Raw genomic sequence first — 20693 nt, forward strand, 5'->3', positions numbered from 1 at the left:
CATAACGCAACCAAAGAACAGGGGGATAAGCAAGTGAACAAAAAGCAATGGATAAGCTCTATATTGGCTGCTGCTGTATTATCAAGCCCTATCATTATGCCGACCAAAGGATCGGCAGCTGCTTCCTTTATTGATATTGATGGCTCATATGCAAAGAAAGCGATTGTTGAGCTATTCGATCAGGGGATAGTGACCGGTGTTGGAGAGAGTAAGTTCTATCCTACGTCGAATATTACAAGGCAGGATTTTGCAATTATTTTAGCAAAGACATTAAAGCTGGATGTTTCGAACCCTCCTGCACTGCCAACCTTTCTGGACGTTCCCACAAGCAACTACGCATACAGCTATGTGGAGGCAGCTGTCAAAGCCGGATTGATTAAGGGTACAGGCAGTAATCTTTTCGGTACGGGGCAAAATTTATCACGTCAGGATATGGTCGTCATGTTCGTGAGAGCATTGGGAGTCAATCCTACGGGTAAAGCTGGAACTTTGCAATTTGCTGATAGTAGCCAAATTGCTGATTATTCTAAGGATTTTATAGCTGCCGCTGTGGAATATGGATTGATTACAGGATATAATAATTTTTTTAATCCTGATACCAAAGTAGATCGTCAGGCCGTAGCTCTAGTAGCTTCTAAGTTTCTGAAGTTTAAGGAGAACGGAAACACTGAGCAGCCCGCTTCCACCCCAACTGCTCAACCGAGCAAAGAACCGGTAACAGTGCCTACTCCTGTTGTTGGAGGGTCTTCGTCTTCGCAAAGTGAGCATAGCAGTAATTCAGATACAAATGCACCTGTGGTTGAAAGTACCAAGTTCGAGGCGATCGACAACTACAACGGGACACAAGATCAGCTTCGCGGGTTAGCGGGAGCTATTGGCGAGCAAGGAGCAGCAGTACAAGCCTACCTGTGGACGGATGCGAATGAGAATGGTGAAGTAGATGCCGATGAGTTAGGAACAGCCATCGCATTAGGCACTAGTGCATCAGACGGATCTGTAAGTGCGGCCAATATTGGTGATCTGAACGCAGGAACGTATCGTTTCGTGATTACCGCTAAGGATTCATCCAATAATGAATCAGCGAAGAAAGCTGTACATGCGGTTACGGTGACCTTAAGCAAAAACGAAGTTCCGGATACGACTGCACCAGTAGTGGACGCAGCCAAGTTCGAGGCGATCGACAACTACAACGGGACACAAGATCAGCTTCGCGGGTTAGCGGGAGCCATCGGGGAGCAAGGAGCAGAGGTACAAGCCTACCTGTGGACGGATGCGAATGAGAATGGTGAAGTAGATGCCGACGAATTAGGAACAGCCATCGCTTTAGGCACCAGTGAAGCAGACGGATCTGTGAGTGCGGCCAATATTGGAGATCTGAACGCAGGAACGTATACTTTCGTGATTACCGCTAAGGATTCATCCAATAATGAATTAGCGAAGAAAGCTGCACATGCGGTTACGGTGACCTTAAGCAAAAACGATGTTCCGGATACGACTGCACCGGTAGTGGACGCAACTAAGTTCGAAGCGATCGACAACTACAACGGGACACAAGATCAGCTTGGCGGGTTAGCGGGAGCTATTGGCGAGCAAGGAGCAGCGGTACAAGCCTACCTGTGGACGGATGCGAATGAGAACGGTGAAGTAGATGCCGACGAATTAGGAACCGCCATCGCATTAGGCACCAGTGCAGCAGACGGAGCTGTGAGTGCGGCCGATATTGGGGATCTGAACGCAGGAACGTATCGTTTCGTGATTACCGCTAAGGATTCATCCAATAATGAATCAGCGAAGAACGCTGCCCATGCGGTTACGATTGAGCTTGTTAATGGTGTTCTGACCACACCTACGGTTACTAGCTCTATATATGGCTTTGACGGAGGCGGCGGTTCAAAAACAAAACAACTGATAACGGGTTCTACACAATCGCGCATTCGCTTCGACTTTTTCTCGGGAGAAAGCTTTACGAATGCTGAAATTCAGGTAACGTTGGAAGGCATGATCTTTACCACAAACGACTATTATACCATTAGTGGATGGACACATCCGACGAGTGATCAAATTAGCAATAATGGGCATACGTTAACTTTCACAGGAAGTAACATAGGTGTTTCGGATATCGCTTTTGAACTTCATAATAAAGTGATGCCGGCACCCGGGACCTATCTCATTAAGTTCAAAGCCGATGCGGATGGACCTGGAACAGCCAGATCTTATTCCGAGGAACAAGTCATTACCTTAATTATTTTGCCACCGGCTTAAACTAGAAGCTTCTCATGAGTTCTTTGAACTTGTGGGAAGCTTCTTTTTTATGAAAAATAGGATTGCTCAATATAGTCTAAATGAGTATTATGAGTAAGGTATGTTCATATAAAAATAGAGATAAACAGGATGGAGAGCACCATGAAAACAACACGTCAGAACGCATTGATTTTCTCGTTTACTTTTATGGCTTTTATTCTGGGTACGACGGAGTATATTATTGTTGGTTTACTCTCTGAAATATCCTCAAGCCTCGGAGTTACGCTTGCGACAGCCGGGGGATTGGTATCTGGCTTCGCGATTTCTTATGCCATTGGCACACCAATTATGATGTCCTTGTGCAGCCGTGTTCCGAAACGGATTACGATTCTTGTATCACTTGTATTGATTTTACTGCTAAATTTGTGGAGTGCTGTAACTGGAACTTACAGTATGCTGCTGGTGACTAGAATAGTTACTGCCATACTATGTGGCTTTGTTCTTTCTGTAGCCATTACGGTAGCGAATGAAGCGGTTGATCAGGAGAAGAGAGGCAAAGCGATTGCTACAATTTTGAGTGGTTTTGCTATTGCGAATGTTTTTGGTGTGCCGATCGGTACTTTCGTCGGGCAGTTTTTTAATTGGCCAGCAGCGTTTGTTCTGAATGGGATATTAGCTGGAGTTGCCATAGTCCTAAATTATATCTATATTCCACGCCAATTACCGAAACCTGTGCCTAGCTCACTCAAGGATCAGATCGGATTGCTCACAAACGGCCGCATTATTCTTGCATTTCTCATTCCGGTTACGGCAGTGGGAGCCGTATTTGTGATGTATACTTACATTACACCTATTCTGGAGCAAGTCATGAATGTTCCTAAAAGCTCGGTTAGCGGTGTGCTGTTTGTATACGGAATTGCCACGATTGTCAGCAACTGGATTGGTGGCAAGGTTGCGACCGGGAATGCGGTTAGTAAGCTGAGATTCGTGTTCCTTATCCAAGCTGTGGTCTATGTTATCTTTAGTATGACCGCATCTGTTTCCATTCTTGGAATGATTGTGCTAATGGCTCTAGCCATGATGTCGAGTATTGTGAGCGCCCCTGCACAGCTCTATTTGATTGACTTAGCTAAGCAGTTCTCACCAAAAACGAAGGATCTTGCTGCCTCATTGAATCCAGTAGCCTCAAACCTGGGAATTGCAGGCGGGTCCGCGATCGGTGGAGTGGTTGCCGGGCATGGAGGATTAATCTCTCTTCCTGTAGCTGCTGCCATCCTGGCGATATTGGCCTGTGTGATTACGTTGATATGTTATAAGATGGATCATCAAAGCCAAGCAGCGGTCATCACTCAGCATCATAACTTAACCTAATGAGATGATATAAGATATCCCGGCTTCATACGAGTTCATTGAACTTGTGTGAAGCTTTTTTATAACAATAAGCTGCAAAGCGTTGACTTCCTATAGATTCAGTGCTAAACTTATCTTAAATTAAAGATAATTAAAGTAAAGATAAAAAGTCTCGGTGGTATCCGCTAAGGAGCTTGCCCAGTAGAAAAGATCTTTTTTTAAGTGATATCTTAACATTAAGATAATTAAACTAAACCTTCTTATTCTTGGGAATTATATTACGAGTCAAAATCAACTAAACATTAGGAGTGTATAACAATGAGAAACTTAAAAGGGATTCACCACGTTACAGCCATCACAAGCAGCGCAGAGAAAAATTACGAGTTTTTTACTTACGTATTAGGTATGCGTCTAGTGAAGAAAACAGTCAATCAAGATGATATTCAGACGTATCATTTGTTTTTTGCAGATGATAAGGGCAGCGCCGGAACAGATATGACCTTCTTTGATTTTCCTAACATCCCTAAAGGGGTTCATGGAACTAACGAGATTGCGAAAACATCCTTCCGGGTACCAACAGATGCTGCATTAGACTACTGGGTTAAGCGTTTTGATCGGCTTGCAGTGAAGCATACCGGCATTAAAGAGCAATTCGGCAAAAAGACATTATCCTTCGTAGATTTTGATGATCAGCAGTATCAACTTATTTCAGATGAATTGAATAAAGGTGTCATATCAGGTACACCGTGGCAAAAAGGACCTATCCCTTTGGAGTATGCAATAACTGGCTTGGGACCGATCTTTGTACGAATTGCTGATTTCAACTACTTCAAAGAAGTATTGGAGAAAGTGATGTTGTTTAAAGAAATTGCTCAGGAAGAGACATATCATTTATTTGAAGTTGGCGAAGGCGGAAACGGTGCACAAATTATTGTAGAGCATAATGAGTTCTTACCGAATTCACGCCAAGGTTTTGGGACTGTTCACCATGCTGCATTCCGTGTAGAGGATCGTGCGATGCTGGACGAGTGGACAGAGCGTTTTGAAGGCTTTGGATTCCAAACTTCAGGATATGTAGATCGTCACTTCTTCGAGTCGTTGTATACACGTGTTGCACCACAAATATTGTTTGAGCTTGCGACTGATGGGCCTGTATTTATGGGAGATGAGGAATATGAAACCGTTGGCGAGAAGCTTTCATTGCCACCTTTCTTGGAACCTAAACGTGAGCAAATTGAGAAGTTAGTCCGTCCTATTGATACCGTTAGAAGTACGATCGACTTCGTGAAAGAGTGAAGAAGGAGCTGAGGAGATTGATTTCAATTGATCCCAAGCACAACAGTGAGCGGGAAAATTATAAATTATTGATTGGCACTATTATTCCTAGACCTATAGCCTTTGTCACAACACAATCAGAAGTGGGTCTCTTAAATGGTGCACCGTTTAGCTATTTTAATATCGTTTCGTCTAATCCTCCGATGGTTTCATTAGCTATTCAAAGACCAGCAGGGCGTTTAAAAGATACGTCCCGTAATATTTACGATAATCAACAGTTTGTTGTGCATATTGTAGATGAGGAGAATGTTGCGAAGATCAATCAGACTGCAGCCACATTACCTGCTTCTGAAAGTGAAATTGAATTGGCGAATCTTACACCGATTGAAAGTACAAGTGTAGCTGTGCCTGGCGTTTTGGAAGCGAAGGTGCGGATGGAGTGCAAGCTTGTTCAAGCAATTCCGCTAGGGGGCGAAGAACCCGGGAGTGATTTGTTTATTGGCGAAATTGTTCAATTCCATATCGATGAATCGATCTATCAGGAGGGGCGCATTGACCCGAGAGTTCTAAACGCTGTGAGCCGCTTGGCGGGAAATAATTACGCAACCCTTGGAGAGATTTTTACCATAGATAGGCCGGAATAGGCAACTTTAGAATAGACCTGCTAGTAAGCAATGAAGCCTACTTAGCAGGTCTTTTTGTGTACCGCAGCTACAGCTCGTCCGCAATCCCCAACAAAGCAATCCCTAGAATCACAACGATAATAACGGCATATTGTGCCTTGCTTAGTTTTTCTTTGAGGAAGATGCGCGATAATATTACGGAAAAAATGCTGTATGAAGCAATAAGTGGTGCCGCGATAATGGCGTTGCTGGACATAGCAAATACGTAGAAGAATTGTCCGGTCGTTTCCAGAATGGCTGCGAAGCCCTTATCCCGTTCTTTAAATAGGTTGAACTTTACCTTTTTTAAAAATTTCAGGTATGTAAAAGACAAGATGGCACATATAAAGAAGGTGTATTCATACGCGAGCAGAGCTGCTTTTTCGCTAATCAGGCTGAGTTCATCCAAATAAATAGCATCGGCAAAGGTGCCAAGTCCATCGATTAGGCAGTATAGGATTGGAAAAATGATGGCGATCACACCAATCTGATATTTTTTATCAATCTGTGCGGCACTTTTTTGAAGCGCTTGGTGTTCTGCTTTCTTTTCCAAGATGGCGATCCCGATAATGCCTAAGGTGATAACGGCAACACCAACGATTTCAAGCGCCCCTAGCTCATGGGTGAAAAAGATAAATAATAATATCGTCGTTACAGCGCCTGATGAATTTTGTACGGGGGAGGCAATGGATAACTCAATATATCTAAGTCCAATATAACCGACTGCCATCGACAGGATATAGAGTGCAGACACAGGGAAATATCGGATTAAGTCTATAGGATCAAAAGTTAATCCTTGAATGAGCATATAAGCTGTCGCGTGAATACCCATGACTATGCCCACGATAATGACAATCTTAATATGGCTATACCGATCCTGACTATCGGTCCCCTTTTTATAAAATAAGTCAGCCCCTCCCCAAGCGAAGGCCGTTAATAATGCAAACATAAACCACATGATCATTGCTCCTTGATGTAATTTAAAATCCCCGCCGATTATACCAGATTAGATTCTACACAGGGTGCTCATTTCGTCACACATAAAAAATACACCCTCTAGAAGCGACCGGACAAACCATAGGTTTATCGAAAGTCTATTCTAAAGGGTGTACTTCATAACATAACAGAGGGGGAAGGCGTTCTATCTTAACGTAGAGTTTTCAATGCGCCACTCCAAGCCAAGACTTGATCCAGCATCCCATTAAGATTGGTAAGATGAAGATCCGCTGGTTTAAACACAGTTCCGTTCTCGAAATCAGTGAACAGTGACAACGCAGGGTGTACACGAACGTCTGCTACAGATAGTTCTCCCAAAATTCCACGTAGATGTTCAGCTGCACGAGCGCCGCCTACAGAACCATAACTTACGATACCTGCTGCTTTATTATTCCAAGCTTCACGGGCATAATCGAGCGCATTTTTCAGTGATGCAGAAATACTGTGGTTATATTCTTGTACGATAAATACGAAACCGTCTAGCGTAGCAAGTTTAGTGTTCCAAGCTGTTGCTTGTTCAGTTGCATCAGCCTCACCCAATAGTGGAAGCTTGAAGTCTGCAATATCTATGATCTCATAATTAGCATCCCCGCGTGCATCCGCAATCTTTTTAACCCATTCTCCTACTTGCGGGCTTAAACGACCTTGACGAGTACTTCCGAGAATAATACCGATGTTTAATTTTGACATTGTTTGTTCCTCCTCAATTTTTGTTCTACCAAATAGTTTGTCTAGAAATCCCATGAAGTACACAACCTTTAAAAATTATTTATCTCAAGAGTAGTAAACTCTGGTTGTCTTTAAGTTAAGTATCTTTAAGATGAGATAATAATACCGCACATAGTGTGCTTTGTCAAGCAACTTTATAATAGTTAGTTCATGGTTTTGCTTCACCTTTACAAAATTAGTTGTTAGGAATATAATTGTTTAAGCAACTATTAAAACAGTGTTAATTGAGAAGGGATACGATCATGACGACAAAGCATAACCAATCCGAGCTTACTTTAGGATTTATGATGGGCACGACTTATCGTAAATTAAGCATGTTATTTCAAAGTGGGCTGAAAGAACATGATATAACACCGGAGCAATGGTCAGTCCTTTTTCATATTGACAGAACGGAAGGTCTGATTCAGAAGGATATCGCTAAGCGCTCTGGTAAGGATAAGCCAACTACAACGCGAATTCTGGATCATTTAGAAGGAAAGGGACTGATCTACAAAAGAACCGGCGAGAACGATCGGCGTTCTTTTAAAGTCTATATTACGGAAAAAGGAAGGTCTCTGGTGAAGGAAACCGTTCCTATTGAAGATAAAGTAACAGAAGAGATTATGAACTGTATTTCTAGTAAGGAATATGAGTTGCTCATGGAATTGCTGCTAAGAATAAACAATCATGTAGATCAAATAACAGATGGAGAGTAGGAAGGCAAGTTATGTTAGAACAACAAGAACTACGTACGAAATTATGGACCAAATCTTTTATTGCTTTAACGATTAGTGCTTTATTTTTATTTATGAATTTACAGATGTTGTTATCTTCATTTCCGTCTTACGTAAAAAGCGAATTTCAGGCCGGAGATATTATGGTCAGCCTCGTTACCAGCGTCTTTGCATTAACTGCGATCGCTTCACGTTTTATGACCGCTTTTCTGATGCGGAAGGTTAGCCGCAATGTATTATTATATATTGGCTTAGCAATTGCCGCCGCTATAACCGGCCTTTATGTGGTAGCAGATTCCATTGGCTCACTGCTGCTGATGCGTGTGGGCTATGGGATTGGGTTCGGGATTGCCAGCACGATTATTCCAACGATTGTTTCGCAGATTATTCCGAGCAAAAGAATGGGTGAAGGGATAGGTTATTTCGGGTTATCTACCAGCCTGGCGATGTCGATCGGTCCAATGATTGGCTTGAATGTGATGAAGCATTCGGGATTTGGAACACTGTCTATGATTGGTATGATAACCTTGCTTCTTGCCTTTCCAGTGCTTTTATTTTCTCGTTCACTTCCAGCGCAACGGAAAAAGCAGCCGGCCCCTAATCAAAGCGAATCCACCAAACCTCTCAAGGTTCCGTTTAATACACAGTTAGTATTGCCCGCCATTCTAAATGTCATGTTGGCAATTACCTACGGGGGATTGCTAAGCTTTATCGCTTTATTCGGCGAATCAGTTCATCTGGAGCAAGTGGGTCTGTTCTTTTTATTTAATGCGGTTACGATCATCATTATAAGACCTATCTCCGGCAGATTATTTGATAAAAGAGGACCAGCTTCTGTCCTAATCCCGGCGGCGGTTTGCGTCGTTGCAAGCTTAACTGTGCTTTCTTATACGACATCTATGCCAATGCTTATCGTTTCTGCACTGCTATATGGACTTGGCTTCGGTGCTATTCAGCCAACTCTCCAGGCTTGGATGCTTCGTACCTCAACACCTGCACAGTATGGTATGGCTAACAGTATGTTTTATAACTCAACGGATTTAGGCGTAGCCAGCGGAGCTATTATTCTTGGGGCAATCTCGGCAGCAACCGATTATGGGATAATGTATCGTTATTCGGCTGGGTTTATGGTGTTGTTCCTTATCGTGTATGTGGGGATTCAGATTAACAAGGCTAGAGTGAATCCTTCAACCTTAAGTCAATAAGGGTTCGGAGATTAAGCCAATCTTTATCTACTATTCATATTATTTTAAGCTAAGGGGGTTATAGTAATCACATAACCCCCTTATAATATAGACTTTGACCCTGCCGGACGTTGGCAGGGTCCTTTTTTTGTGTATGAAGAGAAGAAGTACATTATGTCGATGCACTTTTCTGGCAGGATGGATTATGCTTAGAAGAATAGGAATCGAAGGGGGAGAGATTTGCGGATGAATATGACATGGAACTTAGATAGTTTATATCCTTCCTTTGAATCGGAGCAGTTAAAAAGGGATCGCAAGCTACTGGGCCAGCATGTACAAGATTTAAAGCGGTGGGCTGAGCACCATTTGAATGTAAAAGACGTTACAGCCATGCCTGTGGAGGGCTTTTTAAGAATTTATAATGATTATAAAAGCAAATATGTATGCTTGTTAGCTTATGCAGAGTTAACACTCAGCGCAGATCGTGGCTGCGAGGAAGCCATGAATCTTGCTGATGATATTGAGGAGGCCAATTCAGAAATCATTGGGGTAGTTGTGGCTTTTAAGCGCTGGTTTAGCACTTGTGATCATATGGATGAGCTTATCGTTAGCTCCCCTTATCTAATGGAGCATCAATTTTATTTGCGAGAACTCCTGTTACAATCCCGCTATGAGTTAAGCGAAGAACTTGAAATGGCTATAGCCAAAATGCAGAGTACAGGATCCAAAGCATGGAGCAGACTGTATATGGAGAGGACTTCAAGTACACTTGCAGATTTAGTGGTGGATGGGGAAACTAGACAAGTGACGCTTGCGGAGCTAAGAAGTATGGCTTATGAGAATAATGCCAGCTTAAGAAAAGCTGCTTATGAAGCAGAGGCAGAAGCCTGTAGTCTTATTGCTGAGGTCTGCGCAGCCAGCTTAAATGGCATTAGTGGTGAGGCGCTGACGATTTATGGCATGCGGGGTTATCAATCTTCGCTGGAAAAAGTGTTAATCGCTTCGAGAATGGACAGTGAGACTTTAGCCGCTATGCTCACTGCTCTTCGGGAGAGCCTGCCAGCCTTTCATACCTATTATCAAAAGAAAGCCGAGCTGCTGGGACATCCGGCAAAGCTGCCTTTTTACGATATTTTTGCACCAGTCGGTGTAGAAAACGGGAAAATTACATACGCTAACGCCAAAGATACAATCATCTCGAGCTTCGCAACCTTTAGTGAGGAACTGGCTTGTTTTGCTCAGAAGGCTTTTGATCAGCAATGGATTGATGCAGAACCTAGATCAGGCAAAGGGGGTTATGGACTTTGCATCGATATTTTTCCGATTGGCGAGAGCAGAATTATGACCCAGTTCACCGGAAATGCCATAGATATTAGTATCCTTGCCCATGAGCTCGGCCATGCCTATCATAGCTCCTGTCTGGCTAATGAAACGATGCTGAATACGGATTACCCGATTCCGATTGCTGAAACGGCTTCGATTTTTTGTGAGACGATAGTGAACCATGCCATAATTACAAATTCAACGGAGAAGGAAGCTCTGCTTATTCTGGAGAGAAGTATTTCTGATGCCGGTTATTATCTTGTAGACTTTTATGCCCGTTATTTATTTGAGATCAAATTATATGAGAGAAGAGCATTAGGCCCGCTGTCTGTTCAAGCGCTAAATGAATTGATGATTGCCTGTATGGTGGAAGCCTATGGTGAGGGCATTGACCCGGGTACAATCCATCCGTACATGTGGATGAACAAAGCTGGATATTTTATGGCTAGTAATGAATTTTTGAATTTCCCGTATTCCTTTGGTTTGTTATTCTCTAAAGGACTGTACGCGGAATATTTAAAGAGGGGCGAAGAGTTCGCCCCTAAGTATCGCCAGTTCCTTAGGGATACCAGCAAACATAATATTGTTGATGTAGCAAAAACAATGGATCTAGATGTTCACTCCGTCGACTTCTGGAGAAGTGCGTTGAAGCTGATAGAGAGCGACATTGAGGTGTTCATCGCTAAAGCCTAAACAACTCTCCAATTATGGTCACAGGTAGCTTCAATTTGGCCATGCTTTTCAATGTAGTCCGTGACAATTTCAGATATGTCGATCATAATTTCTTGAACAATCGGCTTACCCTTATACATCTCATAATCTCCGCCACCACTGGCTCTATAATTGTTCATAACAACCTCATATTCTTTAGAGTCCTCTATAGGCTGTCCTCGGTACAGCAGATGGAGGACTCTTTCGCCTGCAGGTCTAGCGGTATCAAGCTCGTATTGTATTCCTTCCCACATATCATAATTGTAATGCTGCGGTTTAGGCTCGATATAGGCGGGGTTAACGACTATTATTCCGTTCTCGTCTTGTTGGAAATAGTTAGCGGTTTGTTCTAAGGCCTCTCTAATATCTTGTCCTGTCAGTCTTAGGACGGTTAAGGTGTTGGGATATATGAAGTTGGATAAAATGTCTCTGCGTGTGATGGTATCGCTGAAACCCTTACAATCGTTACTGAGTAAGGCTGCTGTAGAAATATCTACGCCAGTAGCTTCCATTTGTACCTTATTCATAAATTCTATAAAAGGGTGGTCAGCTAAGCGGCATTCATCAGCACTGGAAATAGACAGATCCCCGATAACCGTTCCTATTCTCTTATCCAGCCAGGTTTGTGTTTCTGATTCAAGAGTACTGTTCAGCTCTAGGATTATATCATCTGCAGCTGTTGTCTCATTAACGTTAAGGAGCTCGGCATGTTTACGCTGAATCTTCCAGTGTGTATTTTCTTTTTGGAAAATAACCGAAATTTTACCGAGGGAAAGTCCATTACAACCAGGTTGTATGATTGTAACACCGTTCAACTCCCCAGCTATGGAGCGGTGCTGATGTCCGGTAATTAGCACATCTATGCCCTCTACCTCTGTACACATGGCGTAGGCTTGATTCTCCCCCGTTAGTCTCTCTACAGGTTCTCCACTGCTTAGATCGCGTTCGAATCCGCCGTGGTAAGCTACAACAAGCAGATCAGGCTGCTCTTCTGCCCGTATAATGGCACACCAATGCTTTACAGTCTCTAGCGAATCCTCAAATTGAAGCCCTTCAATATGGCTAGGGTTTTCCCAGTGGGGGATGTAATGCGTTGTAACCCCTAGAACGGCTACTTTGATTTTATCTACCCATTTGATGATATAGGGTTTACCAAAGGCGGGTTGATTTGTCGTGTTATCTATAATTCCAGCTGATAACCAAGGAAAGCGGGAATCCTGAACGGCTTTATTCAGCAGAGTTTTGCCAAAATTGAATTCATGGTTGCCAATAATTGCAGCGTCATATTTCAATTCATTTAGTGCAGCTATGCCCGGATTCAGCTCATTACTATAATGTGTAGCTGCATAATAAGTTAACGGTGTGCCTTGAATAAGATCGCCGTTATCTATAAGGATCAGCTCAGGAGTATGGGATCTTTCTTGTTTAATGAGGGTAGCAATTGTTGCTAAGCCTGCTGGTCGTTTCTCCCCCGTGCGGTAATCGACGGGCCCAAAATGTCCATGTAGATCACTTGTTACGAGGATTTCACAGGTTATTGAATTCTCTTTATTCATAGGTAGCCCCTCCTGATAATAAGTTCAGACCTCATTCTAGCAGATAATTGGCTAACTTTAAGAGATTGGAATAAATTTTACATATATTTGATGCTTGGTTGCTATTGATTTAATAAAACACATCTATAGTTTAGAAGTACTCAAAAATAAAAATAGAAAACAGTGGAGGTCTTTCGTTTGAGAAAAATCAGTAAATTCGTATTGCCGCTAATGATGTCTATTACATTGCTTAGTGGTTGTGGCGCTAACAACACTACAAATAATGCAAACCAAGGATCGACGGACGGGGCAAATGCACCGAAGGAAACGGCAGCTCCTGTAGCAGAGGGTTATGTTCCAGAGAAGCTTACTGTACAATTTGTTCCTTCTCAAAATGCAGATACGCTCGAAGCTAAAGCGAAACCTCTTGAAAAATTACTGGGTGACAAGCTCGGTATTCCTGTAGAAGTAAGTGTCTCTACTGATTACAACACCGTTATCGAAGCTATGGCCTCTAAAAAAGTGGATGTAGGTTTCCTTCCTCCAACTGCTTACGTGTTAGCTAAAGAAAAAGGAGCAGCTGAGGTTATTCTTCAGGCTCAACGTTTTGGTGTAAATGATGAAACCGGTGGTCCAACAGATGAATTAGCGGATTTCTATAAATCTATGATTATCGTCAAGAAAGATTCTGCGATCAAATCGGTTGCCGATTTGAAAGGTAAAAAAATTGCCTATCAAAACGTTACATCCTCTGCAGGATTTGTATGGCCGGCTGCAACGCTTATGGATGCGGGACTTGATCCGCTGAAGGATGTACAAGCCATTACGGTTAAAGGTCATGATCAAGGCGTGCTTGCTGTGCTGAATGGTGACGTAGATGCAGCAGCTATTTTCCAAGATGCCCGGAACACGGTCGTTAAGGATTATCCAGAAGTATTTGAAGATACTCAAGTTCTCGCCTTTACTGATAAAATTCCTAACGATACGATTTCGGTCCGTTCAGATATGAATAAAGAATGGATTGAAAAAATCCAGCAGGCATTCATTGATATCGCAGCTGACACAGAAGGCCATGAGATTATCAAAGACATTTACTCTCATGAAGGTTATGTGAAATCACAAGACAGCAACTTTGACATTGTTCGCGAATACAACAGTAAAGTAAAAACAGAGTAGAACAGGCCGTTCAAGGATACAACGATGTTGGTGTATAACAGGCATTAAGGATAGCCAGCTCCGGATTCCCCCCCGGATCTGGCTATCTCTTTTATACGAATATACGAAAACACATAAAGGGATGATTTCATGATAGAGCTTCGTAATGTATCCAAAACGTATCTAAACGGAACCAAAGGATTAAACAACATTAACCTGACCATTCCAGCCGGAGAATTTGTAGCTATTGTTGGTCTTTCGGGAGCAGGGAAGTCGACCTTGCTGCGTTCCATTAACCGGCTTCATGATATTTCCGAAGGTAATATTCTTATTAACGGGAAGTCCATTACGAATGCAAAAGGAAGCCGGCTACGAATGATCCGTAGGAATATCGGAATGATCTTCCAAAGCTTCAACTTAGTGAAACGTACGACTGTGCTTCGTAATGTTTTGGCAGGACGGGTGGGCTATCATTCCACACTGCGGACGATACTTGGCAGATTCCCACAAAAGGATATCGATTTAGCCTTCGAATCCCTTGATCGGGTAAATATCGCCGAGAAGGCCTATACACGTGCAGATCAGCTATCTGGAGGTCAGCAGCAACGTGTAGCTATTGCCCGTGTTCTTGCGCAGGAGGCACAGATTATCCTCGCAGATGAACCTGTAGCTTCACTAGATCCGCTCACAACCAAGCAGGTTATGGATGATCTAAAGAAGATTAATATGGAACTCGGGATTACGACCATTGTGAATTTGCATTTTATTGATCTGGCTAGAGAATACGCTACCCGGATTATCGGGCTCCGGGCAGGAGAGGTTGTCTTCGATGGTCCTGTATCAGAGGCAACCGATGAGAGGTTTGCGGAGATTTACGGCAGACCGATTCATCAGGATGAGTTGTTGGGTGAGCCTGTACTCGGAGGCGTGTGAGATGAGTGTGAATGCAGAGAAGCTACATCCCAAACCGCCAAGAAAGATAAAACATTATTTTACAGCCATTATATTAGTAGTATTACTGTGGAGAAGTGCTGTCTTAACCGATTCATCCTTCGGAGAGCTGATTTCCGGTCTGCCGAATATGCTTGATTTGCTTAAGGAAATGTTTCCCCCGAACTGGGGGTATTTTGACAACATTATAGATGCGATGCTGGAGACGATCCGGATGGCGCTGGTTGGCACAACGTTTGGTGCCATTCTTGCGGTTCCGGTTGCGCTGTTGTGTGCAAGCAATATTACGCAAAGCCGTTGGCTTCATTATCCGGTCCGTATGCTGCTGAACCTGATCCGCACGATTCCCGATCTGCTGTTGGCTTCTATCTTTGTGGCTATTTTCGGCCTCGGTGCGCTTCCTGGGATATTTGCTTTGACGATATTTTCGTTGGGGCTGATCGCCAAGCTTACCTATGAAACGATGGAGACGATTGATCAAGGACCTTTGGAAGCAATGACTTCAGTGGGGGCTAATAAGATTCAACGCATTATGTTCGGAGTCATTCCACAGGTACAGGCTCATTTTATGTCTTATGTCCTATATGCCTTCGAGATTAATGTTCGTGCTGCGGCGGTTTTAGGTCTGGTAGGAGCGGGTGGGATCGGCCACTATTATGAAGTCACCCTAGGCTTTTTGGAATACGATAAGACTTGCACCATCATCTTGTTCACATTAGCAGTAGTACTGATTATTGATTATGTGAGCACTAAGCTGCGGGAGAAATTAATATGAGTAAATCATGGAATACCCTTGTCCCTAAACCCCGTAAAAATCGTTTTCGTTGGCTGATTTATGTAGCCCTAGCCGCGTTATATATTTGGGCTTTTTCGGGAGTGCCGTTTAATGGATTCAAAGAAACCGCCGGGATCATTACTAAAGCAATTTTTGCCGGGATATTCTCACCTGACTGGGCCTTCGTTTATTTACCAGATGGGGAGGATCTCCTGCGGGGATTGCTCGAGACGTTAGCTATTTCAATCCTAGGCACTTTTATCTCGACCTTTTTATGTATTCCTTTTGCATTTTGGGCTGCAGTTAACATGAGCAAGGGAAAGGTAATTTCAGGTTCCGGCAAGCTGATGTTGAGCTTTATACGAACCTTCCCTGAGATTATTATGGCTTTGTTATTCATCAAGGCTGTTGGACCGGGTTCTTTTGCAGGTGTGCTGGCTCTGGGACTACATTCGGTGGGCATGCTCGGCAAATTGTTCGCGGATGAGATTGAGAATATCGACAACGGTCCACTCGAAGCTTTAATTTCTTCTGGCGCCAGCCGCATGCAGGTATTGTGGTTTGCAGTGTTACCGCAGGTGCTGCCGGGATTCTTATCCTATACCTTATATAGATTCGAAATTAACGTTCGTTCGGCTACGATTTTAGGTGTGATTGGAGCAGGGGGGATCGGCACACCGTTAATCTTCGCGCTCAGTTCACGGAATTGGGACCGCGTGGGGATTATACTGCTAGGTATCATCGCGATGATCACAATTATTGATTTGATTTCCGGCAAGATCCGGAAGAAGCTGGTGTAACCGAGTTGCATAATGATATGTGAGACAAAGACCTCCTTAGGGTATGAAGTGCACCCCTTAGAATAGACATTGGATAAAACCCCTGGTTTGTCCGATGAAATTCTAGGGGGTGTATTTTTATGGCGATTAAAGGACAGAAGTTTAAATCATACTCGGATGAAATCAAAAAGGAGGCTATTCGATTACATGTCGAGGAAAAATGGACTTATCGTAAGATTACGGAGCATTTTCAGTTTCAAGACCAAGGGCGAGTAAAGAAATGGATAAGAGATACCGAGAGCTAGGGGAATTTGGGCTACTAGATCAACGAGGGCGTCGTGAAGAATATATCGATCAAGATAGATATGTTCAAAAGCTCAAACGAGACAATGAAATGCTAAAAAAGTGTTTGGAAATCTGGATGCAGGAGGTGAAACGTGCAAATATAGAGTCATTGAGAGCGCAGCAAAAGAATATGCCGTTAGCGACTTATGTAAACTCTTTAGGGTCTCCAGAAGTGGATACTACGCTTTCTTGAAATGTAAAGGAGTAGAACGGGATCAGGCGGCGAAAGAACTCATTCAGAAGGTGTATGAACGGTATAACGGCATCTACGGTTATCGCCAAATTCAATTGTTCCTGCTACAAGACCACGGAGTTTGGATGAATCATAAGAAGGTACTCAGAATCATGCAGGATCTAGGCATCCGTTCGAGGATCCGCGGAAAGCATCGTTGTAATTATGCTTCTTCCGAAGGAGATCGTGTGGCGAAAAATATATTGAAACGGGATTTCAAAACGGATGCTCCCAACCAAAAATGGGTGACAGACATTACGCAATATCGCGTAGGCGAAAAGTGGCTCTATCTCTCTGCTATTATAGATTTATTCAACAACGAAATTATTGCTTATCAAATGAGCGCTAGGAACGACAATAAACTGGTTCTCCGAACCTTTCAGCAAGCGTGGTCTCAGCAAAAAGACGTGACTGGACTGATCGTTCACAGCGATCAGGGATTCCAATACACATCTCATGCATACCACGACATGCTGCCAAAGGTTGGCGCCCGAATCAGCATGTCTCGCCGAGGCAATTGTTATGACAACGCCTCTATGGAGAGCTTCTTCTCACATCTCAAAACGGAAGGACTCTATCCTTATGATATCCGAAATATGGATGAGGCACAAAGAAAAATTGAAGATTACATTCGATTTTATAACCAACATCGGCCACAACGAAGGTTAAATAAGCTGCCCCCGGTAGAATACCGGAAGCAGCATATAGTCTAGGGTCTTTTTTCAGTGTCTATAAAATGGGGTCTTGATCAACCTAGGGGATATGATCCATACTATATTGGACCATTCGAAAATGTATGAAAAAGTAATAATTATTTTTTCTGAAACATATGTTGGTCTATCCGACTTGTACCAAAGGAGTTGAAGGTTTGGAATCTGCGCTTATTGGCAGCTTTGTATCGGCAATGGCTACCGTTCTTGGAGCATTTCCGATCCTGTTCGTGAAGAGGTTATCCGAGAAGTGGAAAGATATCCTCGTAGCCTTCACTGCGGGGATTATGGTGTCCGCCTCCACGTTTGGACTCATGCCGCAATCGATCAAAGAATCGGGGATTATCGCTTTAACCTTGGGCTTGATTACCGGAGTGCTGCTGCTTGATTTAATTGAAAATAACATCCCACATATCGATGTGGAGAATAAGCCCGGTTATACTAATATGGATTCAAAAGCGCTGCTTGTTATGATTGCGCTGTTCATCCACAACATACCAGAAGGCCTCAGTACAGGTTTCAGTTATGCCAGCGAACAGGCCAGTTTAGGTCCTACCGTGGCGATTGCCATTGGCGCACAGAATATGCCGGAAGGTTTGATTCTTGCAGTCTTTCTAATGAATTCGCGAACAAGCAAGCTAAAAGCCTTAGGAATCGTTACGCTTACCGGTTTGATGGAGATGGTATCTGCGGTGATCGGGTATTTTACTGCCAGTTACCTGCATAATGTTGTGGGTTATGGTCTCGCTTTTGCAGCCGGAGCTATGCTCTTTATCGTCTACAAGGAGCTGATTCCGGAGAGTCATGGCCATGGTTATGAGCGTCCTTCGACGTATTCGTTTATTTTTGGATTATTGATCATGGTGTACATCACGCAGATTTTTGGGTGAGCAAATAGAACTCTAATCTATAAAAAAGAAGACCAATGAAATGCCAGAGCAGCTTTAAGCTGCCTGACCTCATTGGTCTTTGTCTTGTTATAACTAAGCATTATCCCCGCAGAATTGCCTCAATTTGCTCTAGCTCTTCAGCGCTAAGCTCTGGGGCATTTAAGGAAGCGACGGCATCTTCAATCTGGCTTACCTTACTTGCGCCGATCAATGCAGAAGTTACTTTGCCTCCACGGAGTACCCAAGATAACGCTAGCTGAGACATTTTTTGTCCACGTGCAGCAGCAATCTCGTTCAGTTTGCGAACCTTGCCGATCGCCTCTTCGGTAATGGCATTCTCAGACAGGAATACACTTGGGCCAGCGGCACGGGAATCAGGAGCGATTCCGTTTAGATAGCGATCGGTCAGTATGCCACCTTGTAGCGGGGAGAACACAATGGAGCCGATGCCTTCTTCAGACAATACATCCTGCAAGCCATCCTCAATCCAGCGGGACATCATGGAATAGTTTGGCTGATGAATCAGGCATGGCGTGCCAAGTCGACGCAGAATTTGTGCCGCTTCGCGTGTTTGTTCAGGTCCGTAATTCGAAATCCCGACATAAAGCGCTTTACCTTGGCGTACCACGAGGTCCAGCGCAGCCATGGTTTCTTCCAGTGGTGTATTTGGATCTGGGCGGTGGTGATAAAAAATATCAACATAATCCAGTCCCATACGTTTTAAGCTTTGATCTAGGCTGGAGACGAGATATTTTTTGGAGCCCCATTCACCATAAGGACCAGCCCACATATAATATCCAGCTTTAGTCGAGATAACCATCTCATCACGATAAGGGGTCAGATCCTTTTTAAGAATTTGGCCAAAGCTTTCTTCGGCGGAGCCTGCGGGTGGACCGTAATTATTGGCAAGGTCAAAATGAGTGATTCCAAGATCAAAAGCTCTTCTTACCATGGCGCGGCCATTCTCAAATAAGTCGTTGCCGCCAAAGTTATGCCATAGACCAAGCGAGATCGCTGGCAGGAGTAGACCGCTCTTTCCGGTGCGATTATATTTCATATTGTCATATCTGGTAGCGCTTGCGTTATACATGATTTATTCCTCCTATAAACACTTATTACTTAGTAAGTTACGTCCTTATTGTAGCGAAAGATCGCGGACAAACGTATGTCAGCAAGGAAGGAGTTTATAGTACAATGTCATTTTCGAGATGACGGCTACGGTATTCTTTTGGCGAACAACCTTTCACCTTCTTGAACATCCGCGAAAAGAGTAAGGGGTCCTGATAGCCCACAGAACGTGAGATTTCACCAATCGTGCATAGGGTCTCTGTCAGCAGCTCGCACGCCTTAGCGATGCGAAAATTTAATAAATACTGCTGTGGTGGCATACCTATTGTCCGTTTGAACAAGGAGGATAAATATTTGCGATCCAGCTTGAGCGAAGAGGACATCATCTCAACCGAAATATTTTCACAATAATGTGTATGCAAAAAGTGCAGGCATTGCTCGACGTAAATACTTTTTTGACGTGGTAAAGGAAGTACATCTGGAACTGCTGGCACCGCTCGAAGTAACAGAGAGAAGAACTCATACATAATTGCTTTTAAAGGTAGATCCAGGCTGTCCGAAGCTTCAGCTGCTTGTGTCAGGAGCTCGTATAGTTTCGGCATAAGCTGTTCATCCATTGGAAAGATCGGGTGCTCAGGTGACAAGGCGGTTTTGGCTAAAATATAATCAACCTGCTCCCCGGTAAAAGCTACCCAAGAATAGGTCCATGGATTTGCTATGTCTGCTGTGTAGGCAGTTACGATATGCGGATAGGTGAGAAAAGCTTGTCCTGGTTTAAGATAATGGGTCTGTTCACCCACAGTAACTTCACCTGTTCCTGCATGGATAAAATGTATCTTATATACGTCACGAACCCCAGGTCCAAAAAAATGCCCGGGAAGACACTGCTCCCGCCCCCAGTAATGGAGATGCAGGTCGGGATTGCCTCGGAAGGGACGCTCAGAATTATAGTTAAATATCGCCATGGATGATTCCTTCTCTTTCTTTTATAGAGTTGATCTAGGGTAGTTGTACCCGCTTACTTTTATTATACAGCATATTTTAGAAGGAATATGAACTCGGAATTGTT

General features: G+C 43.5%; 20 protein-coding genes. 15 read left to right on the forward strand and 5 right to left on the reverse strand.

Annotation, left to right across the window (positions count from 1 at the left end; genetic code table 11):
- Nucleotides 1-33 precede the first annotated feature (33 nt).
- The 4 genes from NSQ50_RS04955 (at nt 34) to NSQ50_RS04970 (ending at nt 5510) form a co-directional block, all read left to right on the forward strand.
- Nucleotides 34-2262: an S-layer homology domain-containing protein gene (locus tag NSQ50_RS04955; protein WP_051490922.1), complete on the forward strand. Its 2229-nt coding sequence runs from the start codon at nt 34-36 to the stop codon at nt 2260-2262.
- A gap of 141 nt (nt 2263-2403) precedes the next feature.
- Nucleotides 2404-3612 carry an MFS transporter gene (locus NSQ50_RS04960; RefSeq protein ID WP_036676501.1) on the forward strand — a complete coding sequence of 403 codons (1209 nt, stop codon included), beginning with the start codon at nt 2404-2406 and terminating at the stop codon, nt 3610-3612.
- A gap of 297 nt (nt 3613-3909) precedes the next feature.
- Nucleotides 3910-4887, forward strand: coding sequence for a ring-cleaving dioxygenase (locus NSQ50_RS04965; RefSeq protein WP_076224393.1), 978 nt, complete (start codon nt 3910-3912; stop codon nt 4885-4887).
- Nucleotides 4888-4904: 17 nt separating this feature from the next.
- Complete coding sequence (locus tag NSQ50_RS04970) at nt 4905-5510, forward strand: flavin reductase family protein (protein ID WP_036676498.1); 606 nt, start codon at nt 4905-4907, stop codon at nt 5508-5510.
- Nucleotides 5511-5577: 67 nt separating this feature from the next.
- Here NSQ50_RS04970 and NSQ50_RS04975 read toward each other — a convergent pair whose 3' ends face one another.
- Entirely contained in the window at nt 5578-6486 is a 909-nt protein-coding gene (locus tag NSQ50_RS04975) for an EamA family transporter (RefSeq protein ID WP_036676496.1), read from the reverse strand.
- 188 nt (nt 6487-6674) lie between these two features.
- Nucleotides 6675-7214 carry an NADPH-dependent FMN reductase gene (locus NSQ50_RS04980; RefSeq protein WP_036676495.1) on the reverse strand — a complete coding sequence of 180 codons (540 nt, stop codon included), beginning with the start codon at nt 7212-7214 and terminating at the stop codon, nt 6675-6677.
- A 281-nt stretch (nt 7215-7495) separates the two neighbouring features.
- On the opposite strand from NSQ50_RS04980, the gene NSQ50_RS04985 reads away from it, so the two are divergent.
- The 3 genes from NSQ50_RS04985 to NSQ50_RS04995 all read left to right on the forward strand — a co-directional run bounded on the left by NSQ50_RS04985 (nt 7496) and on the right by NSQ50_RS04995 (nt 11166).
- Entirely contained in the window at nt 7496-7948 is a 453-nt protein-coding gene (locus tag NSQ50_RS04985; protein WP_036676493.1) for a MarR family winged helix-turn-helix transcriptional regulator, read from the forward strand.
- An 11-nt stretch (nt 7949-7959) separates the two neighbouring features.
- Nucleotides 7960-9171, forward strand: coding sequence for an MFS transporter (locus tag NSQ50_RS04990; RefSeq protein WP_036676491.1), 1212 nt, complete (start codon nt 7960-7962; stop codon nt 9169-9171).
- Nucleotides 9172-9396: 225 nt separating this feature from the next.
- Nucleotides 9397-11166, forward strand: a complete 1770-nt coding sequence (locus NSQ50_RS04995) for a M3 family oligoendopeptidase (protein ID WP_076224395.1) — start codon at nt 9397-9399, stop codon at nt 11164-11166.
- Here NSQ50_RS04995 and NSQ50_RS05000 read toward each other — a convergent pair.
- Nucleotides 11163-12740, reverse strand: a complete 1578-nt coding sequence (locus NSQ50_RS05000; protein WP_076224397.1) for a bifunctional metallophosphatase/5'-nucleotidase — start codon at nt 12738-12740, stop codon at nt 11163-11165. The genes NSQ50_RS04995 and NSQ50_RS05000 overlap by 4 nt on opposite strands.
- 177 nt (nt 12741-12917) lie before the next feature.
- Here NSQ50_RS05000 and NSQ50_RS05005 point away from each other — a divergent pair, with 177 nt between their 5' ends.
- From NSQ50_RS05005 to NSQ50_RS05040, 8 genes are all read left to right on the forward strand, one after another.
- Nucleotides 12918-13895, forward strand: a complete 978-nt coding sequence (locus NSQ50_RS05005; RefSeq protein ID WP_340949300.1) for a phosphate/phosphite/phosphonate ABC transporter substrate-binding protein — start codon at nt 12918-12920, stop codon at nt 13893-13895.
- A 129-nt stretch (nt 13896-14024) separates the two neighbouring features.
- Entirely contained in the window at nt 14025-14807 is a 783-nt protein-coding gene (gene phnC, locus NSQ50_RS05010; protein WP_076224399.1) for a phosphonate ABC transporter ATP-binding protein, read from the forward strand.
- A 1-nt stretch (nt 14808) separates the two neighbouring features.
- A complete protein-coding gene (phnE, locus tag NSQ50_RS05015) occupies nt 14809-15600 on the forward strand; it encodes a phosphonate ABC transporter, permease protein PhnE (RefSeq protein WP_036676482.1) in 792 nt (263 codons plus the stop codon).
- Nucleotides 15597-16400, forward strand: coding sequence for a phosphonate ABC transporter, permease protein PhnE (gene phnE, locus NSQ50_RS05020; protein ID WP_036676480.1), 804 nt, complete (start codon nt 15597-15599; stop codon nt 16398-16400). Before phnE (NSQ50_RS05015) ends, phnE (NSQ50_RS05020) begins: the two co-directional genes overlap by 4 nt.
- A gap of 119 nt (nt 16401-16519) precedes the next feature.
- A complete protein-coding gene (locus tag NSQ50_RS05025; protein ID WP_178420344.1) occupies nt 16520-16684 on the forward strand; it encodes a hypothetical protein in 165 nt (54 codons plus the stop codon).
- Nucleotides 16660-16917, forward strand: a complete 258-nt coding sequence (locus NSQ50_RS05030; protein ID WP_235219389.1) for a hypothetical protein — start codon at nt 16660-16662, stop codon at nt 16915-16917. Before NSQ50_RS05025 ends, NSQ50_RS05030 begins: the two co-directional genes overlap by 25 nt.
- On the forward strand, nt 16833-17669 hold the full coding sequence (locus NSQ50_RS05035; RefSeq protein ID WP_256717071.1) for an IS3 family transposase: 837 nt from the start codon (nt 16833-16835) through the stop codon (nt 17667-17669). The genes NSQ50_RS05030 and NSQ50_RS05035 overlap by 85 nt, the downstream gene beginning before the upstream one ends.
- Nucleotides 17670-17824: 155 nt before the next feature.
- Complete coding sequence (locus NSQ50_RS05040) at nt 17825-18556, forward strand: ZIP family metal transporter (RefSeq protein WP_036676473.1); 732 nt, start codon at nt 17825-17827, stop codon at nt 18554-18556.
- A gap of 100 nt (nt 18557-18656) precedes the next feature.
- On the opposite strand, the gene NSQ50_RS05045 is transcribed toward NSQ50_RS05040, so the two are convergent.
- Both NSQ50_RS05045 and NSQ50_RS05050 read right to left on the reverse strand, forming a co-directional pair.
- Nucleotides 18657-19646 (reverse strand): aldo/keto reductase, encoded by a 990-nt coding sequence (locus NSQ50_RS05045; protein WP_370510570.1) that lies wholly within the window; start codon nt 19644-19646, stop codon nt 18657-18659.
- A gap of 94 nt (nt 19647-19740) precedes the next feature.
- Complete coding sequence (locus NSQ50_RS05050) at nt 19741-20589, reverse strand: AraC family transcriptional regulator (RefSeq protein ID WP_036676452.1); 849 nt, start codon at nt 20587-20589, stop codon at nt 19741-19743.
- Nucleotides 20590-20693: the final 104 nt, after the last annotated feature.

Source organism: Paenibacillus sp. FSL R10-2788 (assembly GCF_038003885.1).
GTDB lineage: Bacteria > Bacillota > Bacilli > Paenibacillales > Paenibacillaceae > Paenibacillus_AQ > Paenibacillus_AQ odorifer.

Coding starts and splice junctions, on each gene's coding strand:
- phnE (WP_036676482.1), top strand. CDS start 14,809: ATGAGTGTGAATGCAGAGAAGCTACATCCCAAACCGCCAAGAAAGATA.
- NSQ50_RS05050 (WP_036676452.1), bottom strand. CDS start 20,589: ATGGCGATATTTAACTATAATTCTGAGCGTCCCTTCCGAGGCAATCCC.
- NSQ50_RS05000 (WP_076224397.1), bottom strand. CDS start 12,740: ATGAATAAAGAGAATTCAATAACCTGTGAAATCCTCGTAACAAGTGAT.
- NSQ50_RS05030 (WP_235219389.1), top strand. CDS start 16,660: ATGGATAAGAGATACCGAGAGCTAGGGGAATTTGGGCTACTAGATCAA.
- NSQ50_RS04975 (WP_036676496.1), bottom strand. CDS start 6,486: ATGTGGTTTATGTTTGCATTATTAACGGCCTTCGCTTGGGGAGGGGCT.
- NSQ50_RS04965 (WP_076224393.1), top strand. CDS start 3,910: ATGAGAAACTTAAAAGGGATTCACCACGTTACAGCCATCACAAGCAGC.
- NSQ50_RS04985 (WP_036676493.1), top strand. CDS start 7,496: ATGACGACAAAGCATAACCAATCCGAGCTTACTTTAGGATTTATGATG.
- NSQ50_RS04960 (WP_036676501.1), top strand. CDS start 2,404: ATGAAAACAACACGTCAGAACGCATTGATTTTCTCGTTTACTTTTATG.
- phnC (WP_076224399.1), top strand. CDS start 14,025: ATGATAGAGCTTCGTAATGTATCCAAAACGTATCTAAACGGAACCAAA.
- NSQ50_RS04995 (WP_076224395.1), top strand. CDS start 9,397: ATGAATATGACATGGAACTTAGATAGTTTATATCCTTCCTTTGAATCG.
- NSQ50_RS04990 (WP_036676491.1), top strand. CDS start 7,960: ATGTTAGAACAACAAGAACTACGTACGAAATTATGGACCAAATCTTTT.
- NSQ50_RS05045 (WP_370510570.1), bottom strand. CDS start 19,646: ATGTATAACGCAAGCGCTACCAGATATGACAATATGAAATATAATCGC.
- phnE (WP_036676480.1), top strand. CDS start 15,597: ATGAGTAAATCATGGAATACCCTTGTCCCTAAACCCCGTAAAAATCGT.
- NSQ50_RS04980 (WP_036676495.1), bottom strand. CDS start 7,214: ATGTCAAAATTAAACATCGGTATTATTCTCGGAAGTACTCGTCAAGGT.
- NSQ50_RS05025 (WP_178420344.1), top strand. CDS start 16,520: ATGGCGATTAAAGGACAGAAGTTTAAATCATACTCGGATGAAATCAAA.